Source organism: Streptomyces sp. NPDC002156, from assembly GCF_053593675.1.
Genome location: NZ_JBSFDA010000025.1, coordinates 61237 through 80752, shown reverse-complemented (window position 1 = coordinate 80752; position 19516 = coordinate 61237). Strand labels below are relative to the sequence as shown.

Below are 19516 nucleotides of genomic sequence, written 5' to 3'. Positions count from 1 at the left end.
GAACCGGATGACGGTTCGGGGCCCTCCGCGTTGCGCGTACAACGTCTCGGCGGGGAGGTTACTCGGTCGGCGAGTAGCCCTCCGCGACGGACGACGCCTCGGACTCCCGTACGACCTTCATACCGCCCGTCACGCTCTTGTCGGGCTGCAGGATCACGCTCTCCTTGGAGGAGGACGCCTTCGGGTCGCTGAAGTCCTGCGGGCTGCCGAAGCCGACGTCGAACGCGTTAATCGTCAACAGGGCCTTGTCCACACCCTCGCGGGTGAGGTCCTTGCTCGCGCAGGCCTTCTTCAGTGCCTCGCCGAAGACGGAGACCGCCGTCCAGCCGGCCACCACACCGTTGTCGAGCGAGTCGCTCGGGTACGCGGCCTGGTAGTCGGCCACCAGCTTCTTGGCCTCCGGGGTGTCCGCCCCGATGGGCAGGGACGGTGAGGCGACCCAGTAGTTCTTGGAGAGCGCCGGGCCCGCCTGGGTGGCCAGGAGCTGCGGGGCGAAGGCCGAGTTGTTGCCGATGACCGGGACATTGAAGCCACCCGCCGCGGCCACGCCCACCAGCGACGCGGCCTGGCGCGGGCCCGCACTGATCACGACCGCCTTGACGCCCGCCTGCTTCAGCGCGGCGACCTGGGCGGTCATGTCGTTGTCGGTCGGCTTGATCTTCTGCTCGACGACCGTCAGCCCCGACTTCTCCGCCATGTACTTCGAACCGACCAGGGCGCTCTCGCCGTAGTCCCCCTCGAAGTAGACATGACCGATCTTGTCGCCCTTCTTGATCCCCTTCTCATCGATCAAGAAGTCGACCGCATTGATCGTCTCAATGTCGTACGTTGACCCGATCACGCGTATGTACGGGCTGCCGAGCAGCGAGGCCGCCCACGCCTGTGGCAGCACGAGGACCTTGTCCTGGCCGTCGACGCGCTGTTTCACCGCCGCGACGAACGGCGAGCCGATGAACTGGGCGAACCCCAGCACGTCCGGCTCCAGCTCCGTGTAGCCGGACACGGCCTTCTGCGGGTCGTAGCCGTGGTCGCGGACGGTGAGGGTCACCTGGCGCCCGCAGACGCCTCCGGCGGCGTTCAGCTGCTTCACGTACAGCTGCTGGGCCTGGGTGACGCTCTTGCCGAGGGTCGCGTAGACCCCGGTCATGTCGGTGAGCGCGCCGAGCGTGATCGTCTTGGCGGACACCCCGACGTCGGTCTTGACGCCGCCCGCCGAGGCCGAGCCCTTGTCGCCCCCGTCGTCGTCCTTGGCCTTGGAGCTGCACCCGGCCACCGCCAGCAGCACGGCGAGCGCGCCCGCGGCAGTTCGGGCCGCGTATCTCGTGGTCATCGTTCCTCCCCTGGATTACGTGCGACGCGGCGCCGGGCGGCCACCCTGACCAGCCCGCCCGGCAGGAAGAGCACCACCGCCACTACGGCGGCGCCGTACAGGTACCTGGACGCCTCGCCCGGTGCGATCCCGCCCGTGCCCGGGGCGGAGACCAGGGGCAGCGCGTCGCTGTAGCGGGTCAGCAGCTGGGGCAGCAGCGAGACGAAGGCCGCGCCGATCACCGCCCCGGAGACCGAGCCGAGCCCGCCGATGACGATCATGGCGAGGTACTCCAGCGAGAGCGTGATGCCGAAGTAGTCGGGCACGGTCCGCTGGAAGACGAGGGCGAGCAGGACGCCGGCCAGCCCCGCGTACATGGACGACAGGACGAAGACGGCGGCGCGGTAGCGGGCGACGGGCACGCCGATCACTCCGGCGGCGATGCGGTGGTCGCGGATGGCGTTCATGGCCCGCCCCGGCCGCCCGCGCAGGACGCCACGGGCGAACAGCGCGCAGCCGAGCAGGAGGACGAGTCCGGCGTACCAGAGCTTCTCGGCGGAGCCGAACGGCACATTGGCAACGAGGAGTTCGCTGTCGTCGAAGGTCAGTCCGAAGAGGCTCAGCGGGGGTACGTCGCGGCCGTTGAAGCCGCCGGTCAGCTCGCGGGCGTTGAACAGGACGTGCTGGCCGATGAAGATCAGGGCGATGGTGGCGATGCCGAGGTAGGGGCCCTGCAGGCGTCCGGCGATCGGGCTGAACAGGCCGCCCGCGACCCCGGCGACGAGGGTGGCGAGCACGGCCGCGAGCCAGGTCGGCAGCCCGAGCCCGGTCAGTCCGTCACCGCCCTCCGCGGCGAAGACGCAGTAGCTGTAGGCGCCGACCGCGAGGAAGAAGGCGTGCCCCATGGAGAGCTGGCCGGTGGCGCCGGTGAGGAGGTTGATGCCGATGGCGCCGATCGCGGCGGCCATGGCGAACAGGCCTGCCAGGAGCCAGAAGCGGTCCACGTAGAACGGGAGGGCGAGGAGCAGCAGGGTGCCCGCGGCGGCCGCGTACGTGCGCGCGTGCGGCTGTCGGAGTGTGCGCCGGGGCTTGGCCGCCGTGTCGGCGAGGACGTCAGACACGGGCCAGCTCCTTCGTGCCGAAGAGCCCGGCGGGCCGGACGAGCAGGATCGCGACCATGACCAGGTAGGGCGCGAGGTCGCCGAGGCCACGGCCCATGAACGTCAGGTCGCTCTGGTAGCCGGTGGCGAGGGACTCGGTGACACCGACCACCAGGCCGCCGACGAGAGCGCCGGTCGTGGAGTCGAGGCCGCCGAGGATGGCGGCGGGGAAGGCCTTGAGCGCGGCGAGGGAGGTGGCCCGTTCCAGGCCCGGGGTCGGGAAGACGGTGAGGAACACGGCGGCGACGGCCGCGAGTCCGCCCGCGACGGCCCAGGCGCCGAGCGAGACCCGGCCCAGCCTGACCCCCATGAGGGCGGCCGTCTCGCTGTTCTCGGCCGCCGCGCGCATCGCCACGCCCCAGGTGGTGTAGCGGAAGGCGAGCAGGAAGGCCGTGATGAGCAGGGCGGCGGCGACGAAGGCGGCGATCCGGGTGTGCGCGAGCGAGATCGGGCCGAGGGTGAGGACGGCGTCGCCCCAGGGGTCGCCGAGCGCGAGGACGTCCGTACCGAGGCGCCGGGTGAGTTCGGTGGTCAGCAGGATGTCGACGCCGATGGTGACGATGGCCAGCACGCTGTGGTCGTTGCCCCGGGAGCGGCGCATGACGAGGAACTCCACGGCGGCGCCGACGAGCGCGGCTCCGGCGATGCCCGCAAGGAGCGCGGGCCAGAAGCCGATGTCGTCGTGGAGAGACGCGGTGACATAGCCGCCCGCGAGCAGCAGCGAGGCGTGCGCGAAGTTGACGACCTCCGTGGCCCGGAAGATCACGACGAAGCCGAGGGCGATGAGGGCGTAGACGGAGCCCATGGAGATGCCGTTGAGGAGCAGTTCGGCGAAGGTGCTCACGGGGTGGCCTCCTCACCGAGGTAGGCCCGTACGACCTCCGGGTCGTTCTGTACGTCCGCCGGGGCCCCCTCTGCGATCAGCCGTCCGAAGTCGAGCACCGTGACCGTGTCGGCGAGTTTCATCACCACCCCCATGTCGTGCTCCACCAGGACGATCGAGATACCGAGGCTGTCGCGGACACCGGCGATGACGGCCGCGACCCGGCGCCGTTCGTCGGCGGTCATCCCTGCCACCGGTTCGTCGAGAAGCAACAGCCGTGGCTCCATGCACAGGGCCCGGGCGAGTTCCGCGAGCTTCTGCAGCCCGTAGGGCAGGGAGCCGGCCGGGCGTCCCAGGTACCCCTCCAGGCCGACGAACTCGGCGATCTCCCGCACGCGCGCGCGGTGCCGGCGTTCCTCGCGCGCCGCCGACGGCAGCCGGAGTCCGGCGGCGACGAAGCCGGTCCTGGTGAGGCGGTGGCGGCCGAGCAGCAGGCTGTCCTCGACGGTGGCGTGGGGCGGCAGGGCGAGGTTCTGGAAGATCCGGGCGACACCGAGGGCGGCGATGCGGTGCGGAGGCATGCCGGTCAGCTCGTGCTCGCCGAAGCGGACGTTGCCGGAGGTGGCCCGGTAGACACCGGACAGGACGTTGAAGCAGGTGGACTTGCCGGCGCCATTGGGGCCGATCAATGCGTGGACGGTGCCGGGGTTGACGGTGAAGGTGACGTCGTCGAGGGCGAGGAGACCGGCGAAGCGGACGGTGAGGTGGTCAACGTGGAGGGCGGGTACGGCGTGGGCGTCAATGATGGACGGCGGACCGTCAATGGTGGTCAATGTGGATCAACCCTCCCATCTGGTCAACCTCGACATGGACGGGGTCAACCCGGGTGCAGCCGATCCACCCGTCGCGTCCATCGCCCCGGCCGCATCCGCCGCCGCGTCCTCGTCGACCACGCCCAGATAGCGGCGCCGCACCTCGTCGGAGGCGGCGAGTTCGGCGCAGGGGCCGGAGAGGGTGACCTCGCCGACCTCCAGGACGTATGCCTGGGTGGCCAGCCTCAGGGCCAGGGCGGCGTTCTGTTCGACGAGCAGGACGGAGGTGCCCTGGGCGTTGATCTCGCGCACGGTGTCGGCGATGCGCGCGGCCATCAGCGGGGCCAGGCCCAGCGACGGCTCGTCGAGGAGCAGCACCTTGGGAGTGGCCATGAGGGCACGTGCGACGGCGAGCATCTGCTGCTCGCCGCCCGACAGGAGTCCGGCGCGCTGCTGGGCTCGGTCGGCGAGGACAGGGAACAGTTCGTGGACGCGGCGCAGGGCGGCGGCCCGTTCCGCACGTCCGCCGCGCGCGCCCAGGGCTCCGGCGCGCAGATTGTCGGCGACGGTCATCCGGGCGAACACCCGTCGCCCTTCCGGGACTTGGGACACCCCGGCGGCCACCACCCGGTCGGGGGCGAGCCCGTCGATCCGGCGTCCGCCGAGCGTGACGGTACCGCCGGTCGTCGCGCCGCCCTGGAAGGAGAGGGTGCGGCTGATGGCGCGCAGCAGCGTGGACTTGCCGGCGCCGTTGCCGCCCAGCACCGTCACGACGGCCGCCTCGGGCACCTCCAGCGACACCCGACGCAGGGCGCGCACGGGCCCGTACCCGACCGACAGATCCCGTACGACGAGATCGGCGCCGCCGGGGGATCCACCTCCGGAACCACCCGCAGACCCCCTTGTTCCACCGCCCATGGCGTCCGCTCCCTCCCGCACACACGTCCGGTGTGGCGCTCACCCCAGCACCGGGGCGAGCGTCCGTCCACGGGTCGCGGCTGAAACTCCGCCGAAACGTGGCCGGTGACCAGCGGACGCCACCGCCCGTTGTGCGCGAGCACAACACTGCGTGTCAGGGGCCTGCCGCAGGGGAGCGGCGGGTGGCATCCTCCGCTCATGGGACCCCGCAGAAGGCGTACCGGTCATGACTGGAAGGTGCTCGCGGAGTCCTGCGCGGCGCTGCTGGAACGGGTGCCGGAGCTGGTCGACGAGCATCTGCGGCAACTGACGGAGCACTCCCCCGTCTACGGCCAGGTCATCCCCTACGACCAGCAGTGGCGGGAGGCCGAGGAGGCGATGCGGATCGGCATCGGGACGATCTCCGCGCCCCGGGGCTCGCCGCGCCGCGACCTGGAGTACGCGGAGGACGCGGGCCGGCGCCGCGCCCAGCAGGGGCTGCCACTGGAGCTACTGGTGCACGCGTACCGGAGCGCGGGCTATCTGGTCTGGGACGCGCTGCTGGAGGGGGCGGGCGGCCAGGAACCCGAACGGCTCGGGGTGCTGATGCGGTCGGCGACCCTGGTGTGGTCGGCGATCGACGCGCAGGCGGCGGTGGCGTCGGAGGCGTACCGGGCGACCGAGATGGAGCTGCGGCGGCGTACGGACGAACAGTTGCAGGCGTTGCTCGACGCGCTGCTCGACGGCCAGGAGTCGCCGGGGCTGGCCGCGCGGGCGGCGGCAGGGCTCGATCTGCCGGAGCGGGGCGCGTACGCGGTGGTGGTGCTGCGGGCGGACCGGCGGGACCCGAGGGAGGCCTTCCACCGGCCGTTGCGGGGCGCCGGGTACCGGTTCGTGTGGCGGATGCGGGCCGACCAGGAGGTGGGCGTGGTGCTGTTGGGGCCCGACCAGGGGCTCGACGCGGTGGCGCGGGCGCTGAGCGGGCGGTGCTCGGGGGCGGGCGGGATCAGTCCCGTCGTACCGGGACTGGCGGAACTGGGACGGGCCCGGCGGCTGGCCGAACTGGCGTTGCGCACCTGCCCGCCGGACACGAGCGAGGTCGTACGCCTTGACCAGCGGATGCCGACGGCCCTGGTGGTGAGCCAGCCGGAACTCGCGAACCGCCTGGTGTCGTCCGTCTTCGGCGCCCTGGTCGGGCTGGAGCCCGCCGACCGGGAGGTGCTCCTGGAGACCCTCGACGTGTGGCTGACCTGCGAGGGGTCGGCGGGCCGGGCGGCCGGGCGGCTGTACTGCCACCGCAACACGGTGTTCAACCGATTACGACGGCTGGAGCAACTGACGTCCAGGTCCCTGGCCAGACCACGGGACCTGATCGAGATGACGCTGGCTCTGGACGCGTATCGGTTGTCGGGGCCGACGGGGGTACTGGAGGAGGCCACGCGGCTCACCGGCAGCGGCGGGTGACGCGGTACGGCGTCCTGCGGGCTTCGGACGAGGAAGCCCCGTCCGATGTCCCCCGGGCCTCAGACCAGGAAGTCCCGTCCGATGTTCTCTGCGACCCGTTCCAGGATCGGGCCGGCGTCGGCGATGCACTTGGCGAGGTCCGGTTCCATGTCCGTCAGGGGGTAGGCGCGGCGGATGCCGGCCCGGCCCAGGGCCTCCGGGCGCAGGGCGAGGCGGCCGCAGACCGCGACGACCTCGCGGCCCTCGGCCCGGGCCGCCGCGGCGACGCCGGCCGGGGCCTTGCCGTGCAGGGTCTGCTCGTCGAGGGAGCCCTCGCCGGTGATCACGAGGGTGGCGCGGTCCAGGGCGGGCCCGAAGCCGAGGACGTCGAGCATGACCTCGATGCCGGGCCGGAAGCGGGCGCCGAGGACGAGGGCGCCGTAGCCGATGCCGCCGGCGGCGCCCGCACCCGGCGCGGCGGCGTACTCGGCGGCCTTCGGGCCGATCGCCGCCTCCAGGATCTTCGCGTAGTGCGCGAGGGCCGCGTCCAGGGCGGCCACGTCGTCCGGGGAGGCGCCCTTCTGCGGGCCGTACACCGCGGGGGCGCCCTTCGGCCCGGTCAGCGGGTTGTCCACGTCGCTGGCCAGCACGAAGTCGACGTCCGCGAGGCGGGTGTCGAGGTCCGAGAGGTCCGCCGTGGCCAGGACGTCCAGCCCGCCGCCCCCGGGCGGCAGCGGTTCGCCGTCGGCGTCCAGGAAGCGGGCGCCGAGCGCGGACAGCATGCCCGCGCCGCCGTCGGTGGTGGCGCTGCCGCCGACCCCGAAGACGATCGTGCGCGCGCCCGCGTCCAGTGCGGCCCGGAGCAGTTCTCCGGAGCCGTACGTCGATGCCGTGAGCGGCGCGAACACGCCCGCGGGCAGCCGTTGGAGGCCGCTCGCCTCGGCCATCTCCACCACCGCGGTGCCGTCGCGCAGCGCGAACGCGGCGCTCACCTCGTGCCCGAGCGGCCCCGCGACCCGCACCTCACGCCGTTCGAATCCGGCGGCGACCGCGGCGTCCACGGTCCCGTCGCCGCCGTCGGCCACGGGCAGCGACTCGACCTCGACATGGGGGGCGGCCTTGCGCAGCCCGGCGGTCACCCGCTCGGCGACCTCTACGGCCGTCAGCGACCCCTTGAACTTGTCGGCGGCGATCAGCACCCGAGCCGTCCGCACACCCGTCACCTTCGCCGTACCTGCCGTACCCGAAGCGTCCGCCACCCTGCACATCCCTTGCTTTCCGGCCCCGTCAACGGCAGGGCAGTCGCGCCGCTGCGACCTTAACCGCAGGAGGCGCGCCCCGTCATGCCTTCCCGGCCGCTCACAGCCAGGGCACGGCCGACGACCTCACATGGTGGTAGACCGGAGCCATGACCCATGCAGGCACCGAGCCCGACCTCACGGACCGTGTTCTCGGGGGCTGGCTGGGCCGGATCGCGGGCAACATGCTCGGCAAGCCGGTCGAGCGGGGCGACTACTGGACACGCGACCGCATCGACCGCTACCTACGACGGACCGATGCCCTCCCCCTCACCGACTATCTGCCCGAGCCGCCGCCCGACAGCGAGGACGAGGACTTCGTACTCCGCCCCGAGTGGCGTGAGTGCGTACGCGGCCGGATCCACGGCAGCTGCCGCGACGACGACGTCGACTACGCGATCCTCGGCCTCGACCTGCTGGAGACGCACGGTTTCGACTTCAGCACCGAGCAGGTCGGCGAGCTGTGGCTGCTGCGGCTGCCGTTCCTCCAGACGTTCACCGCGGAACGCGCCGCCTACCGCAACCTCGCGGCCGGTCTCAAGCCACCGCTGACGGCCACGCACGACAACCCGTACCAGGAGTGGATCGGCGCCCTGATCCGCGCCGACATCTACGGCTGGACCTGTCCGGACGCCCCGCAACGCGCCGCCTACCTGGCCCGCAGGGACGCCGTCCTCTCCCACACGGGCAACGGCGTGTACGGGGCGATGTTCGCGGCGGCACTGATCTCGGCGGCGTTCACGGCGCCCGACGTACGGCACGCGCTGGACACGGCGCTGACGGTGATCCCGGCGAGCAGCCGCCTGGCCCGTACGGTACGCCGGGTCATGGCGCTGCACGAGACCCGGCTGACCTGGGAGGACACGCTCGCCACGGCCTCCGCGGAGACCGCCGGCCTCGGCTGGATCCACACCGTCCCGAACGTCGCCGTCCTCACCGCCGGGCTCCTGTACGGCGACGGCGACTTCACCAGCACGATCGCCCTGACCGTCCGGGGCGGCCTGGACACCGACTCGAACGGCGCGACCGCGGGCTCGGTGGCCGGTGTGCTGTGCGGCGCGGAGGCGATCCCGAGCCGGTGGAAGGACCCGCTGGAGGACACCGTACGCAGCGCGGTGTTCGGTTTCGACGGGGTGCGGATCAGTGCACTGGCGGCCCGGACCGTGCGATTGGGACACCCACAGGTGTGACGGGAGGCCGACGGGCGACTGTCCGTCATCTCCCCTGGTTACGCTTCCGGGATGACCATTCAAGACTTCGCCACATACATCGCCGGCCTGCCCCGCGTCCTCGCCGGTGCCGCCGCGCTCTTCCGTGACGCCGACGGACGGATCCTGCTCGTCGAGCCCAACTACCGCGAGGGCTGGGCCCTTCCGGGCGGCACGATCGAGTCGGACGACGGGGAGACCCCGCGCCAGGGCGCGCGCCGGGAGACCCTGGAGGAGATCGGCCTCGACCGGGAACTGGGCCGCCTGCTGGCCGTCGACTGGGTCCACATCGCGGGCCACATGCCGCTGGTCGCCTATCTGTACGACGGTGGCGTCCTCGACGAGGAGACCCTCAAGTCGATCAGACTCCAGGAGGAGGAACTGCTGTCCTGGCAGCTGGTGGCCCGCGAGGATCTCGGCGAGTACCTCCTGGGTTCCCTGGGACGACGGGTGCTGCACGCCCTCGACGTGCTGGCGGAGGGCACGGGAACGGTGGAGCTGGAGAACGGGGACCGGGTGGGCTGACCAGCACCCGGGCCGGGGTTCAGCCCTGAACGTCCGGCGGCTTCACATCGTCGGCGGCCCGCCTCGCGTCGTCGCGCTCGGCGACCCGGGCCTCCGTCCGATGACCGCGCGCGATGTAGTCCCGCACGACGAGTTCAACGGCGTCCTGCGGGTTCCCGACGCCCGCGAGCACCATGACTTCGACGACGAGTTCGGCATCGAGGGATACGGAGACCTTGGCTGCCATGGGCGGACATTAACACCGGGCGGGTGTTCGTACATGAGTACGGCGGCACGGTCACGCTCCCGACAAGCAAGCCTCGGGCCGTTAACCGGTCGCCGCCCCGACCCCCGCGACCTACCCTCGGCACCATGACCAAGCCCCTCGTCGCCGTCCTCAGCGGCGCCGGAATCTCGACCGACTCCGGCATCCCCGACTATCGCGGCCCCAACGGCCTGTGGCGGCGCGATCCCGAGGCCGAGAAGCTCGTGACGTACGAGTACTACATGGGCGATCCCGAGATCCGGCGCCGTTCCTGGCAGATGCGGCGCCAGAACCGGACCCTTCGGGCCGAGCCCAATGCCGCGCACCTGGCCGTGGCCGAGCTGGAGCGGGCCGGGGTGCCCGTGCGGGTGATCACGCAGAACGTCGACGGGCTGCACCAGCTCGCCGGGTTGCCGGCCCGCAAGGTGCTCGAACTGCACGGCATCGCACGGGAGTTCGTGTGCACCGAGTGTCAAGCGCGCGGGCCGATGGAGGACGCCCTCGCCCGGGTCGACGCCGGGGAGGACGACCCCGCCTGTCTCACCTGCGGCGGGATCCTCAAGTCGGCGACCGTCATGTTCGGTCAGCGACTCGACCCGGTCGTCCTCGGTGACGCCCTCGCCATCACCAAGGCCTGCCAGGTGTTCATCGCCGTCGGGACGAGCCTCCAGGTCCAGCCCGCCGCCGGGCTCGCCGGTGTGGCCGCCGACCACGGCGCCCGGCTCGTCATCGTCAACGCCGAGCCGACCCCGTACGACGACCGAGCCGACGAAATCGTACGGGAGCCGATCGGCACGGCCCTGCCCCAACTGCTGCGTGAGCTGCGGGAGTCGGCAGTCTAGGCACACGGGGCCGGAGTGCCCCGCACGGGCGCACCACCAGCACGCCCGCCTCCTCCAGAGCCGCACAAGTCACGCTGTCCGCCCCCTCGTTGGTCATAAGGACGTCCAACTCCTCGGGGCCGCAGATCTTCACCAGTGGAGAGATCAGAAGAGTGCCGAACCCCGTTCGAAGTCCAGCAGCCGCTGCTTGCGGTCCAGCCCGCCCCCGTACCCGGTGAGACCGCCGTCCGCGCCGACCACCCGGTGGCAGGGGACGATGATGCCGACGGGGTTCTTGCCGTTGGCGAGGCCCACGGCGCGGGAGGCCTTCGGATTGCCGAGGGCGTCGGCGAGTTCGCCGTACGAGCGGGTCTCGCCGTACGGGATACGGCACAGCTGCTCCCACACGCTGCGCTGGAACTCCGTTCCCGACAGCTGGAGTCGCAGAGTGAACTCCTTCAACTCGCCCTCGAAATAGGCCTTCAGCTGGTCGATCGTCTCCCCGAAGGGGGTGTCGTCGCGGGCGCCGAAGTTCTCCTCGGGCGGGCGGTGGCGCTGGTCGGCCATGTAGAGACCGCTGAGGACTCCGTCGTCGGCGACGAGGGTGAGGGGGCCGTACGGGCTGTCGATGACTGTGTGCTGCTTCATGTTCATGGGGATTCCCTGGGGTTCCTCAACGTCGTTATACCGGTAGAAAGTTGATGGGGTGGCTGTCCGTCGCCCACAGGTACTGGACCGCGTACGCCCGCCACGGCCGCCAGGCCGCCGCGCGTGCCGTCAGTGCGGCGGGTGTCGACGGCAGGCCCAACTCCTGGGCCGCGCGCCTGATTCCGAGGTCCGTGGGGAGGAACGCGTCGGGGTCGCCGAGGGCACGCATCGCGATGACGTCGACCGTCCAGGGGCCGAAGCCGGGGAGGGCGAGGAGCCTGGCTCGGGCTTCCGGCCAGTCGCTCTCGACGCCCAGGTGGAGGGTCCCGTCGGCGAGTTGGGCGACGAGTGTCGTGAAGGTCGCCCGGCGGGTGCGGGGCATGGCCAGGGACTCGGGGTCGAGGGCGGCCAGGGCCCACGGGGTCGGGAAGAGGTGGGTGAGGCCGCCCTCCGGATCGTCGACCGGGTCGCCGTACGCCATGACGAGACGGGCCGCGTGGGTACGGGCGGCGGCCGTGGAGACCTGCTGGCCGAGCACCGCCCGTACGGCGAACTCCGCCTCGTCGACCGTACGCGGGACACGTCGCCCCGGGGCCTTCGCGACGAGTGGGGCCAGCACCGGATCCGTACGCAACTGCTCGTCGACCGCGACCGGATCGGCGTCCAGGTCGAGCATCCGGCGGCAGCGGCTGATGGCGACGGGCAGGTCGCGCAGGTCGCTGAGGGTGAGGCGGCACGCGATGTGGTCGGACTTCGGGGTGAGGGCGGCGATGCCGTGTCCGTACGGGAGGCGCAGGGTCCGGCGGTAGGCGCCGTCACGCCACTCCTCCACGCCGGGTACGGCGGTCGCGGCGAGGTGGCCGAAGAGGTTGTCGGGGTTGAGCGGGGCACGGAAGGGGAGGCGGAGGTTGAGCGCGCCCGGTGCGCTGACGGCCGTACCCCCACCGCCCGACTGTGTGCGTGTCTTCGGGAGGCGGGCGCGGAGTTCGCTCGGGGAGAGGGCGAAGACCTCGCGGACGGTGTCGTTGAAGGTGCGGATCGAGGCGAAGCCCGCCGCGAAGGCGATCTCCGCCATGGGCAGCGCGGTCGTCTCGACGAGGAGCCGCGCGGTCTGGGCGCGCTGGGCGCGGGCGAGGGCGAGCGGGCCGGCGCCCAGTTCGGCGAGCAGCTGCCGTTCGATCTGGCGGGTGCTGTAGCCGAGGCGGGCGGCGAGGCCCGGAACGCCCTCGCGGTCCACGATGCCGTCGCCGATCAGCCGCATCGCGCGGGCCACGAGATCGGCCCGCTGGTTCCACTCCGGTGAGCCGGGGCTGGTGTCCGGGCGGCACCGCTTGCAGGCCCGGAAGCCCGCCTGCTGGCAGGCCGCCGCGCTCGGGTAGAAGGTCATGTTCTCGGGCTTGGGCGGCACGACCGGGCAGCTGGGCCGACAGTAGATCCGGGTGGTCAGGACCGCCGTGAAGAACCAGCCGTCGAACCGCGCGTCCTTGGACCGGACAGCACGTACACAGTGCTCGGTGTCGGTGTGCATCGCGTTCCGCATACGTCCAGCATCGGCGATGGGCCGGGGCGGGGCTGGCGGAAATCCGACATCAAGGTGGCGTGTGCTGGGACCCTCCGGATCACCTTCCCCGTTTCACCGCGTCCCGCCACGCAGCCTCCCGCAGCAGCCGCAACCCGTTGAGGCCGACCAGGACGGTCGAGCCCTCGTGACCCGCGACGCCGAGCGGAAGCGGCAGCGTGCCGATCAGGTCCCAGGCGACGAGGCCCGCGATGAACACTCCCGCGATGACCAGATTCTGCACGACCAGCCGTCCGGCGTGCCGGGAGAGCGCGATCACGGCGGGCACGGTGGTGAGGTCGTCACGCACGATCACCGCGTCCGCGGTCTCCAGCGCGAGGTCGGAGCCCGCCCGCCCCATGGCCACGCCGGTGTGGGCGGCGGCCAGTGCCGGTGCGTCGTTGACACCGTCCCCGACAACCATGACCCTGCGCCCGGCCGCCTCCAACTCCCGTACTGCGCCCAGCTTCTGCTGGGGAAGCAGTCCGGCCCGTACGTCCTCGATCCCGACCTCGGCGGCCAGTCGAGCGGCGGCACGCGGGTTGTCGCCGGTCAGCAACACGGGTGCGGTGCCGGTGAGTTCGGTGAGCGAGGTGACGGTGGCGGCGGCACCGGGACGGAGCCGGTCGGCGAGACCGAGGACTCCGACCGGCACGTTGTCGGCGACGACGAGGACGGCCGTACGACCGGACGCCTCGACCTCCTCAACCTCCTTGACCAGCAGCCGAGTTGCCGAACCGTCCGGCACCCCGGCACAGTCCAGCAGCCGGCCTGGCGCCCCCACCGCGACCACACACCCGTCCACGGCAGCCGTCACGCCCACTCCCGGCGTCGAGTCGAAGTCCTCCGCCACGGACAGCACGAGCCCCCGCTCCCGCGCCGCCTCCACCACGGCCCGGGCCAGTGGGTGCTCACTCGGGTGCTCGGCAGCCGCCGCGAGCGCCAGCAGGTCGTCCTCGTCGAGGTCGGATCCGGGCAGCGGCCGTACGTCCGTCAGCCTCGGCGTGCCCTCGGTGAGGGTGCCGGTCTTGTCGAGGGCGACGGCGTCGACCTGTCCGAGACGTTCCATCACCACCGCCGACTTGACCAGGACGCCGTGCCGCCCGGCGTTGGCGATCGCCGAGAGCAGCGGCGGCATGGTGGCGAGCACGACCGCGCAGGGCGAGGCCACGATCATGAAGGTCATGGCGCGCAGCAGGGCGTCGGTGAGGTCCGTACCGAAGGCGAGCGGTACGGCGAACACGGCGAGGGTCGCGGCGACCATGCCCAGCGAGTAGCGCTGCTCGACCTTCTCGATGAACAGCTGGGTGGGAGCCTTGGTCTCGGACGCCTCCTCGACCAGGCGTACGATCCGGGCGATCACCGAGTCGGAGGCGTCGCGCTCGACCCGTACGCGCAGGGCGCCGGTGCCGTTGAGGGTACCCGCGAAGACCTCGTCGCCCGGCTCCTTCGGAGCGGGCAGCGGTTCGCCGGTGATCGTCGCCTGGTCGACCTCGCTCGCGCCGTCCAGTACGCGGCCATCGACCCCGACGCGTTCTCCGGGGCGTACGAGGATGGTGTCGCCGACGGTCAACTCGTCGACGGGGAGGGTCAGTTCGTGGCCGTCGGGGTTCAGCCGAGTCGCTGTGGCGGGGGCCAGGTCGAGGAGGCCGCGTACCGAGTCGGCGGTGCGGGCGGTGGCGAGGGCCTCCAGGGCGCCGGAGGTCGCGAAGATGACGATCAGCAGGGCGCCGTCCATCACCTGGCCGATCGCCGCGGCGCCGAGGGCGGCGACGATCATCAGCAGGTCGACGTCGAGGGTCCGTTCCCGTAGCGCCTTCAGGCCTTCCCAGCCGGGCTCCCAGCCGCCGGTGGCGTACGCGAGCGCGTAGAGCGCTCCCCAGGTCCAGGCGGGCGCGCCGGCCAACTGCAGGGGCAGTGCGAGCAGGAACAGTGCCGTGGCCGCTGTGGCCCAGCGGGCCTCGGGGAGCGCGAGGACCCGGGTGCGGCGGCGGGGTGCGCCAGGTACGCCGGACGACGGGACGACCTGAGACGAGGTGAGAGTGGCAGACACGGGAAGCACCATACAGGAACACATGAACACTCATTCATTCGTTCATGTGCGATGAGTAAGATACGGCCATGGGTCATGGAGCCGTCGTCACCGCGCAGGACGCCGCCGAGCGCGTACGCCTCGACGCGGACAATGTCGCGAAGGTGGCCACCACGCTCCAGGCCCTGTCGACACCCTCCCGCCTGCTGATCCTGGCGCGACTGCGCGAAGGTCCGCTCCCGGCGACGGAGTTGGCGGCCGAGGTGGGCATGGAGCAGTCGGCGTGCTCGCACCAGTTGCGGCTGCTGCGCAACCTGGGCCTGGTCGTGGGAGAGCGGCGCGGCCGTTCGGTCGTGTACGCGCTGCACGACCACCATGTCGCCGAGCTGCTCGACCAGGCGGTCTACCACGTGGAGCATCTGCGGCTGGGCCTCAGCGACACCGACGGCGACGCCGAGACCGGAAGCGCCGGGTAACTCCCCCGGCGGGCCGCTATCCCGACGGGCCGCTCAGGCGCGGCCCTTCGCCGCGTCGTAGCTCTCCCGCGCGCGCTCCACCTGACTCAGCCGCTCGTTGGTCCAGAGCGCCAGGGCGCGGACCTGTTCGGCGGCCTCATGGCCCAACTCCGTGAGGGAGTAGTCGACATGGGGCGGGATCACCGGCTTGACGTCACGGTTGACCAGGCCGTCGCGCTCCAGGTTCTGCAGGGTCTGCGCGAGCATCTTCTCGGTCACCGGGCCGACGGACTCGGTGGAGTTGATGGCGCGGCGCAGTTCGGCGAAGCGGTGCGGGCGCTCCAGGAGGCGGATGAGCACGAGGACGCCCCAGCGGCTGGTGACGTGCTCCATGGTCAGGCGCTGCGGGCACAGGACCTTGGGGCCGACCGCCGTCGTGCCGCCCGCTGTGGTGCTAACAGCCATGTCAGTACCGTACTTCAAAGTACGTACTCACGCAGAGTGACCACAGCTCCTAGGGTTGGCGACAGAGCCGATCACGAGGAGTTGTCCGCACCATGAGCATTGTCGTCACCGGAGCCACCGGGAATCTCGGCCGTCTGGTCGTCGAGGGCCTGCTGGAGAAGGTCCCCGCCGACCGGATCACCGCCGTGGTCCGCAGCGCGGAGAAGGGCGCCCGTTTCGAGGCCCTCGAGGTGCGGACCGTGATCGCCGACTACAACGTTCCCGAGAGCTTCGAGGGCGTCTTCACCGCCGGTGACAAGGTGCTGCTGATATCCAGCAGCGAGATGACCGCGGACCGCGTGGCCCAGCACCGGGCCGTGATCGACGCCGCCGGGTCCGCCGGGGTCGCGCTGCTCGCGTACACCAGTGCGGCCGGCGGCCACGAGACACCGCTCGCCGAGGCGCATCGCCGTACGGAGAAGGTGCTGGTGGAGTCCGGTCTGCCATACGTCCTGCTGCGCAACAACTGGTACAGCGAGATCTTCGTCGACGGGCTGGCGACGGTGGTGGAACAGGGTGTCCTGGTACGCGCCGCCGGTGACGGCCGCATCGCCTCCGCGACCCGCGCCGACTACGCGGCCGGCGCCGTCGCGGTGCTCACCGGCGAGGGCCACGAGAACCGGACGTACGAGCTGGGCGGGGACACCGCCTGGAACTTCCCCGAGTTCACGGCCGAGTTGGGCCGCCAGACCGGCAGGGAGATCGTCTACACGCCGGTCACCGCCGAGGCGTACACCGACCTGCTGGTCGGCGCGGGGATGCCCGAGTTGTACGCGTCGATCCTGGCGGGCGCGGACGCGTCCTTCGCCGGCGGTGAACTCGCGGGTACGAGCGGGGAGTTGGCGCGGTTGATCGGGCGCCGGACGACACCGATCGCCGACACGGTCGCGGCGGCGCTGAAGCGGTGACGCCCCACGCACGATCCCGGCCACTTCAGCACCTCAGCCATCGAAGGAACCCCATGCGCACCATCCTCGTCAGCGGCGGCAACAGCGGAATCGGGCTCCGCGCGGCGCGTGAGTTCCTCGCCCGTGGTCACCGTGTCGTCCTCCTCGGCCGCGACCGGCGCAAGGGCGAGGAGGCGCTCGCGTCCTTCGGTGACGCGGCCGACCGGGCGTCGTTCCACTCCGTCGAGCTGTCGACGCACGACGGTGTCCGGGACGCCGCCCGACGGGTCCTCGCCGAGCACGACCGTCTCGACGCACTCCTGCACTCGACCGGCGTCCTCACCTTCAAGGAACTGCGCACGGCGGACGGACTCCACCCGTTCTTCTCGGTCAACTACCTGAGCCGCTACCACCTCACGCAACTCCTGCTGCCGGCGCTGCGCCGCGCCGAACACGCCCGTGTCGTCATGATGACGGCGAGCATCCCGCCGTCCACACCGGCGGAGTTCGAAAGGTTCCCCGCGTTCGAGCAGTTCAGTTTCCGGCACGACAGGGAGGCGATCCAACTCGCCAACCACCACTACGCCGCCCACCTCACCCGGGCCGAACCGGGGCTGCGCGCCGGGGTGGTGAACGCGGGCGCCGTGAAGACCGACATCCTGCGGCTGTCACCGTGGTACATGCGGGCGATGTCCAAGGTCGTGGGCCCCTTCTTCTTCGATTCCGTCGAGAAGAGCGCCCACAACGTCGTCGAGGCCTGTCTGCGCGAGGACTGGCCCTCGGCGATGTACTGGCCGAAGCCCGGGGACTTCGAACAGCGTCTGCCGATCGACCTCGACAAGTCGACCACGCGACGCCTCATGGACGTCTCCCGGGACCTCACGGACTCCTGACATCAGGAAAGGGGACATGAACCCCCTTTCATCTCACCGGAGTTGCGCCGCGAAAGCCTCGTACGCCCCCTCGTCGAACAGCACGAACCGCACCTCCTCCACGGCGGTCTCCGCCTCCCGTACCGCCGTCACCGCGATGCGCGCCGCGTCCTCCATCGGCCAGCGGTAGACGCCCGTGGAGATGGCGGGAAACGCGACCGTCCGGACGCCCAGTTCGTCGGCGACGCGCAGGGACTCCCGGTAGCAGGAGGCCAGTTGGTCCGAGCGGTCCTCCGACGCACCGCCGAACACAGGTCCTACCGTGTGGATCACCCAGCGTGCGTCCAGTTCACCGGCAGTCGTGGCGACGGCCTTGCCGGTGGCCAGGCCCTTGCCGTACTGCGAGGCGCGCAGGGCCCGGCAGGCGGCGAGGATCTCGGGGCCGCCTCTGCGGTGGATCGCTCCGTCGACTCCTCCCCCGCCCAGGAGTGACGAGTTCGCCGCGTTGACGATCGCGTCGGCACTCTGTCGGGTGATGTCGCCCTTGACGAGCGTGATGGCGGTCATGACTGTCTCAGCCTTCTCCAGACGGCCTTCGCCGCGTTGTGTCCCGACATGCCGTGCACGCCCGGGCCCGGCGGGGTGGCCGACGAGCAGATGAAGACGGCCGGGTGCGGGGTGGCGTACGGGAAGAGCGAGAGCCTGGGGCGCAGCATCAGCTGGAGGCCGCTGGCCGCGCCGGAGCCGATGTCGCCGCCGACGTAGTTGGCGTTGCGGGCCGCGAGTTGGGGCGGCCCTGCGGTGGCGCGGGCGAGGACGCGGTCGCGGAAGCCGGGGGCGAAGCGCTCCAGCTGGCGTTCGATGGCGTCGGTGAGGTCGCCCGTCCAGCCGTTCGGGACGTGGCCGTAGGCCCAGAAGACCTGTTTGCCCTGGGGTGCCCGGGAGGGGTCGGCGACGCTCGGCTGCACGGTGATCAGGAACGGGGTGTCGGGGGCCCGGTTCTCGCGGGAGGCGGCGCGCAGGGCGGTGTCGATCTCGGCGCTGGTCGCCCCGATCTGGACGGTGGTCGCCGTGCGGGCCTCCTTCGCCGTCCAGGGCACCGGGCCGTCCAGGGCGTAGTCGATTTTGAAGACGCCCGCGCCGTAGCGGTAGCCCGCGTAGTAGCCGCCGAAGCCCGCGATCCGGGCCAGTGCGGTGGGTGAGGTGTCGAAGACGTACGCACGTGCGGGTGGAAGGTCGTCCAGCCGCTTGACCTCGTAGTCGGTGTGGACGGTGCCGCCGAGGTCGGTCAGATACGCGGTGAGCGCGTCGGAGATCGCCTGGGATCCGCCTCGGGCGACCGGCCAGCCGCGGGCGTGTGCCGCGAGGGCGAAGACCAGGCCCACGGCGCCGGTGGCGACCCCGTTGAGGGGCGCCATGACATGGCCGACGAGGCCTGCGAACAGGGCTTTCGCCCGCTCGTCGCGGAAGCGGCGCATCAGCCAGGTCGAGGGCGGCAGCCCGGCCAGGCCGAAGCGGGCGAGGGTGACCGGGTCGCGGGGCAGCGAGGTCAGGGGCAGGGACATGAAGTCGTGGGCCAGGGTGTCCCACCTGCTGAGGAACGGCTCGACCAGCCTGCGGTACGCGCCCGCGTCACGCGGCCCGAAGGAGGCCGCCGTCTCGGCCACGGAACGGGACAGCACCGCCGCCGTGCCGTCCGGGAAGGGGTGGGCCATGGGCAGGTCTGCGTGCAGCCACTCCAGCCCGTACCTGGCCAGCGGCATCGCCCTGAACGCCGGGGAGTTGACGCCGAGCGGGTGCGCCGCCGAGCACGGGTCGTGCCGGAAGCCGGGCAGGGTCAGCTCCTCGGTGCGGGCGCCGCCGCCGACGGTGTCGCGTGCCTCGAAGACGGCCACGGAGAAGCCGCGCCGGGCCAGCTCCACGGCAGCCGTCAGCCCGTTGGGCCCCGCCCCCACCACGACCGCATCGAGCATCGACGGCACCTTCGGACTCCTTCGTCAGCCGACGGCCTGTTGAGATC

General features: G+C 71.7%; 20 protein-coding genes. 7 read left to right on the top strand and 13 right to left on the bottom strand.

Annotated elements, in window-relative coordinates; translation table 11 throughout:
• Window positions 1-58: 58 nt before the first annotated feature.
• From ACWCRB_RS13880 to ACWCRB_RS13860, 5 genes are read right to left on the bottom strand one after another with little or no spacing between them, the layout of a single operon-like run.
• Window positions 59-1330, bottom strand: a complete 1272-nt coding sequence (locus tag ACWCRB_RS13880; protein ID WP_450996234.1) for an ABC transporter substrate-binding protein — start codon at window positions 1328-1330, stop codon at window positions 59-61.
• On the bottom strand, window positions 1327-2430 hold the full coding sequence (locus tag ACWCRB_RS13875) for a branched-chain amino acid ABC transporter permease (protein WP_450996233.1): 1104 nt from the start codon (window positions 2428-2430) through the stop codon (window positions 1327-1329). Before ACWCRB_RS13875 ends, ACWCRB_RS13880 begins: the two co-directional genes overlap by 4 nt.
• A complete protein-coding gene (locus ACWCRB_RS13870) occupies window positions 2423-3313 on the bottom strand; it encodes a branched-chain amino acid ABC transporter permease (RefSeq protein ID WP_450996232.1) in 891 nt (296 codons plus the stop codon). The genes ACWCRB_RS13875 and ACWCRB_RS13870 overlap by 8 nt, the downstream gene beginning before the upstream one ends.
• On the bottom strand, window positions 3310-4116 hold the full coding sequence (locus tag ACWCRB_RS13865; protein WP_450996239.1) for an ABC transporter ATP-binding protein: 807 nt from the start codon (window positions 4114-4116) through the stop codon (window positions 3310-3312). Before ACWCRB_RS13865 ends, ACWCRB_RS13870 begins: the two co-directional genes overlap by 4 nt.
• 15 nt (window positions 4117-4131) lie before the next feature.
• Window positions 4132-5022, bottom strand: a complete 891-nt coding sequence (locus tag ACWCRB_RS13860) for an ABC transporter ATP-binding protein (protein ID WP_450996231.1) — start codon at window positions 5020-5022, stop codon at window positions 4132-4134.
• 198 nt (window positions 5023-5220) lie between these two features.
• Here ACWCRB_RS13860 and ACWCRB_RS13855 point away from each other — a divergent pair, with 198 nt between their 5' ends.
• Window positions 5221-6465 (top strand): PucR family transcriptional regulator, encoded by a 1245-nt coding sequence (locus tag ACWCRB_RS13855; RefSeq protein ID WP_450996230.1) that lies wholly within the window; start codon window positions 5221-5223, stop codon window positions 6463-6465.
• A 59-nt stretch (window positions 6466-6524) separates the two neighbouring features.
• On the opposite strand, the gene ACWCRB_RS13850 is transcribed toward ACWCRB_RS13855, so the two are convergent.
• Entirely contained in the window at window positions 6525-7643 is a 1119-nt protein-coding gene (locus tag ACWCRB_RS13850) for a glycerate kinase family protein (RefSeq protein ID WP_450996238.1), read from the bottom strand.
• A gap of 209 nt (window positions 7644-7852) precedes the next feature.
• Between ACWCRB_RS13850 and ACWCRB_RS13845 the strand changes: the two genes are divergently transcribed.
• Complete coding sequence (locus ACWCRB_RS13845) at window positions 7853-8932, top strand: ADP-ribosylglycohydrolase family protein (RefSeq protein ID WP_450996229.1); 1080 nt, start codon at window positions 7853-7855, stop codon at window positions 8930-8932.
• A gap of 51 nt (window positions 8933-8983) precedes the next feature.
• On the top strand, window positions 8984-9475 hold the full coding sequence (locus tag ACWCRB_RS13840) for an NUDIX domain-containing protein (protein WP_450996228.1): 492 nt from the start codon (window positions 8984-8986) through the stop codon (window positions 9473-9475).
• Between the two features lie 19 nt (window positions 9476-9494).
• Here ACWCRB_RS13840 and ACWCRB_RS13835 read toward each other — a convergent pair whose 3' ends face one another.
• The gene (locus tag ACWCRB_RS13835) at window positions 9495-9701 is read right to left on the bottom strand and encodes a DUF2191 domain-containing protein (RefSeq protein WP_319094641.1); all 207 of its coding nucleotides are present in this window, start codon (window positions 9699-9701) and stop codon (window positions 9495-9497) included.
• Window positions 9702-9826: 125 nt separating this feature from the next.
• Here ACWCRB_RS13835 and ACWCRB_RS13830 point away from each other — a divergent pair, with 125 nt between their 5' ends.
• Window positions 9827-10561, top strand: coding sequence for an SIR2 family NAD-dependent protein deacylase (locus ACWCRB_RS13830; RefSeq protein WP_450996227.1), 735 nt, complete (start codon window positions 9827-9829; stop codon window positions 10559-10561).
• 144 nt (window positions 10562-10705) lie between these two features.
• On the opposite strand, the gene ACWCRB_RS13825 is transcribed toward ACWCRB_RS13830, so the two are convergent.
• From ACWCRB_RS13825 to ACWCRB_RS13815, 3 genes are all read right to left on the bottom strand, one after another.
• Window positions 10706-11188 (bottom strand): methylated-DNA--[protein]-cysteine S-methyltransferase, encoded by a 483-nt coding sequence (locus ACWCRB_RS13825; RefSeq protein ID WP_450996226.1) that lies wholly within the window; start codon window positions 11186-11188, stop codon window positions 10706-10708.
• A gap of 34 nt (window positions 11189-11222) precedes the next feature.
• A complete protein-coding gene (locus ACWCRB_RS13820) occupies window positions 11223-12716 on the bottom strand; it encodes an AlkA N-terminal domain-containing protein (RefSeq protein ID WP_450996237.1) in 1494 nt (497 codons plus the stop codon).
• Between the two features lie 91 nt (window positions 12717-12807).
• Window positions 12808-14811 (bottom strand): heavy metal translocating P-type ATPase, encoded by a 2004-nt coding sequence (locus ACWCRB_RS13815; protein ID WP_450996225.1) that lies wholly within the window; start codon window positions 14809-14811, stop codon window positions 12808-12810.
• Between the two features lie 56 nt (window positions 14812-14867).
• Here ACWCRB_RS13815 and ACWCRB_RS13810 point away from each other — a divergent pair, with 56 nt between their 5' ends.
• The gene (locus ACWCRB_RS13810) at window positions 14868-15254 is read left to right on the top strand and encodes an ArsR/SmtB family transcription factor (RefSeq protein ID WP_369031330.1); all 387 of its coding nucleotides are present in this window, start codon (window positions 14868-14870) and stop codon (window positions 15252-15254) included.
• A 33-nt stretch (window positions 15255-15287) separates the two neighbouring features.
• Here the strand turns inward: ACWCRB_RS13810 and ACWCRB_RS13805 are convergent, their stop codons facing one another.
• Entirely contained in the window at window positions 15288-15698 is a 411-nt protein-coding gene (locus ACWCRB_RS13805; protein WP_450996224.1) for a winged helix-turn-helix transcriptional regulator, read from the bottom strand.
• Between the two features lie 92 nt (window positions 15699-15790).
• Between ACWCRB_RS13805 and ACWCRB_RS13800 the strand changes: the two genes are divergently transcribed.
• On the top strand, window positions 15791-16645 hold the full coding sequence (locus tag ACWCRB_RS13800) for an SDR family oxidoreductase (RefSeq protein ID WP_450996223.1): 855 nt from the start codon (window positions 15791-15793) through the stop codon (window positions 16643-16645).
• Between the two features lie 53 nt (window positions 16646-16698).
• Window positions 16699-17517, top strand: coding sequence for an SDR family NAD(P)-dependent oxidoreductase (locus tag ACWCRB_RS13795; RefSeq protein ID WP_450996222.1), 819 nt, complete (start codon window positions 16699-16701; stop codon window positions 17515-17517).
• A 33-nt stretch (window positions 17518-17550) separates the two neighbouring features.
• On the opposite strand, the gene ACWCRB_RS13790 is transcribed toward ACWCRB_RS13795, so the two are convergent.
• Both ACWCRB_RS13790 and ACWCRB_RS13785 read right to left on the bottom strand, forming a co-directional pair.
• Window positions 17551-18063, bottom strand: a complete 513-nt coding sequence (locus ACWCRB_RS13790; RefSeq protein ID WP_450996221.1) for an O-acetyl-ADP-ribose deacetylase — start codon at window positions 18061-18063, stop codon at window positions 17551-17553.
• A complete protein-coding gene (locus ACWCRB_RS13785) occupies window positions 18060-19469 on the bottom strand; it encodes a phytoene desaturase family protein (protein ID WP_450996220.1) in 1410 nt (469 codons plus the stop codon). Before ACWCRB_RS13785 ends, ACWCRB_RS13790 begins: the two co-directional genes overlap by 4 nt.
• Window positions 19470-19516: the final 47 nt, after the last annotated feature.